2 protein-coding genes and 1 pseudogene are annotated in these 2542 nt (G+C 53.6%); all 3 read right to left on the bottom strand.

Annotated elements, in window-relative coordinates:
• The coding region (locus tag OFAG_RS14160; protein ID WP_418003053.1) for a hypothetical protein at nt 1-252 on the bottom strand (252 nt) is incomplete at its 3' end.
• A 330-nt stretch (nt 253-582) separates the two neighbouring features.
• On the bottom strand, nt 583-1407 hold the full coding sequence (locus OFAG_RS07510; protein ID WP_005876929.1) for a tetratricopeptide repeat protein: 825 nt from the start codon (nt 1405-1407) through the stop codon (nt 583-585).
• Nucleotides 1408-1474: 67 nt separating this feature from the next.
• Nucleotides 1475-2542: pseudogene (locus tag OFAG_RS14345) on the bottom strand (hypothetical protein); the annotation flags it as partial.

Raw genomic sequence — 2542 nt, 5'->3', positions numbered from 1 at the left:
CCCAGCGGAATGCCGAAGGGTCAAGGCTTCCAGCGGTTCGCCTTTCCCGGTACGGTAAAGGGTCTCCCCATACAGGTCGGCGGCCACATCCAGAATCGCCATGCCGGTTACGGCGCAAAGCGAGGGAACCAGACTGAACGCGATGGCAGCAGGCACGAAGACGAGCTTTCTGCCGGCCTGTTCGGCGATCCAGTTTCCGCCTTTTTCCGCCATACTTTCCCAGCCTCGTTCAAAGACATTGCCCAGGGTCATGAAACGCTGCGCGTCCGCGCCCGCTTTATGTCGGTGAAACGCGCCGTGACGTGGTGCCGATGAGCAAAAGAGGATGAGCCGGTTCTTCCGTTTGGGCATGAAAAAAACCGCGTCTTTGACGCGGTTTTTGTTTGAGCGGGGCTGTTTCATTGAAGAACCCGTTTTCGGGAAAGGGCGATTTCAGGCTGTTTCGGGAAAACGGCTGAGGCCTACCCCTTGAACAGCGCGTGCGTCCCGGGAAAAGTCACGTCCGAACAGACAGATGAGGTGTTTAGGCAAGGGATTTTAAAAACCGGGATCGCTCCCGGTTTGTGCATGAAAAAGAGAGACTCAGTGCCGTTCCCGTTCTTCCGCTTTTTTCGCCATGGCATTCCAGCGTTCGGCTTCCTCAGGGTCTTTTTTGACGCCAAGCCGGCCATTGGCATAAATCGCTCCCAGCTCTTTCATCGCATCAATGTTGCCGTTTCCGGCCGCTTTTTTGTACCAGAAGAGGGCTTTTTCATTGTCCTGTATGATACCCGTTCCGAACGCATAAGACGTTGCTAACAAGCTCTGCGCCTCGGATTCTCCTTTTTGAGCCCCCAGAATATAGTACTGCACGGCCCGGTTCGGGTCTTTTCTGACGCCTTCTCCCTTATCGTAAAAGAGGCCGATCTCGGCATACGCTCTGTCGTCCCCATGTTCGGCAGCACGACGGTACCATTTCATCGCTTCCTTGTAGTCCCGTTTGACGCCGATTCCATTGACGGTCAGATAGCCCATTTTCATTTCTGAAACCCGATCATTCTGTTCAGCCGCTTTTCTGAACCACTTGACGGCTTCAAGAATGTTTTTGGGAACACCGTACCCCTCTTCATACATGAGTCCCAGATTGAATTGGGCGATAACGAACCCGGCTTCCGCCGCTTTCCGGTACCACTTGTAAGCTTCTTGCGGGTCTTTTTTGACCCCTTGTCCTGCGTCATACATGTAACCAATCCGGTTCATGGTAGACGGATTTTTCCGTGCATCCGGTTTCAGGTAATAACGCATGGCTTCTTCATATCTTCCTGCGTTATATAACCGATTGCCTTCTTTCACATTATCAGCCAGCGACAGGGAAGAACCGATCAGGAGAAAAGAGAAGAAGAGGACTTTCAGAAGGGATTTCATCATTTAATAATAAAACAGGACTAGCCTATTATGGCTAGTCCTGTTTTGCTAGGTCAAGAATAAATTTAACTTACTTAGACGAATTTCTACGGTTCTTGTCCAAATTCTTGTGAGGTTTAATCGCATTATTCACCCCTTCCTGCTGCAACGTGCCCACCCCGAAATCGACCATTACCGACTGAAGCCATGCTTTCAGTTCCTGCGGGGTCTGGATGGAAACCGGCGCCTTGAACGGGATGTTCAAAAGCGCCATCATACCCAGGGGAACCCCGTATTTGACTGCCGTGTACGGATCGCCTTTTCCTTTTGCCCGGATGATGCCGGCATTGATTTGCGAGGTCAGCACGGCGGCCGATACCCCCGTGATGGCCGCAATCCCTTCTACTTTGGAGAGCAGGTACGTTGCCGGCAACATGACGATCTGGTTTCCCAATTGCTGGTACAGGTAACGCGTCAGGTTTTTTCCGGTTTCATCAGGATGGCCCTTGACGTAAATTTTGTCCATGGTCATCGGCTCCAGGGCATCGAGTTCCTGTTGAAAGCGTACGGTGTCGGCTTCGGTTTTTTGCAGTGCGATCGGGTCGCCTCCGAAGAGGTCGTAAAGCATGCGTCCGATGGTGGCGGCCAGCGAAAAGGCACCGATTTTGGCCTTGACCGGAATGGTTTTGAAGCCGGTGCCGATAGAGTCCGCTTCAAGGCTTCCGGTTTTGCGGTCAAAGGTAAACCCCTGCTTTTCCCCTGTCAGTTCGTGGGTGTCGGCCACGGCCTGATGCCGCATCTTTCCGAAGCCTGTCTTTTCCAGTTCAGCCATGCTTTGGTCGGAATGGCCAATCGGGCGGGTTCCCCGGGCGTTGACCGCAGAAGGCTCAACAAAATGCCGTTGCGCGGCCTCTCGCACGGCCTTGCCGGCGGCACGATAGGCTTCTCCCATGCTTTCGTCAGAGTGGCCCACCGTGTCCCGACCGTGTATCCGGCTGTTTTCCTCCAGGGCATGACTGATGAAATCCGCCGCCCACTGAAAAAGAGGGGCATATGTCTCGTTTTTGGGGTCGTTGACGTGCGCCGTCTTTTGCAGACTGTTCGCCAGCGATTGACCGGTCTGTCCAGAAGTCAAGGCCGATCCTGTGGTTGCCGCCCC

Source organism: Oxalobacter paraformigenes (genome assembly GCF_000158475.2).
Taxonomy (GTDB): Bacteria; Pseudomonadota; Gammaproteobacteria; order Burkholderiales; family Burkholderiaceae_D; genus Oxalobacter; species Oxalobacter paraformigenes.
This window is presented reverse-complemented; position numbering and strand designations above follow the sequence as displayed.

Coding starts and splice junctions, on each gene's coding strand:
- OFAG_RS07510 (WP_005876929.1), bottom strand. CDS start 1,407: ATGATGAAATCCCTTCTGAAAGTCCTCTTCTTCTCTTTTCTCCTGATC.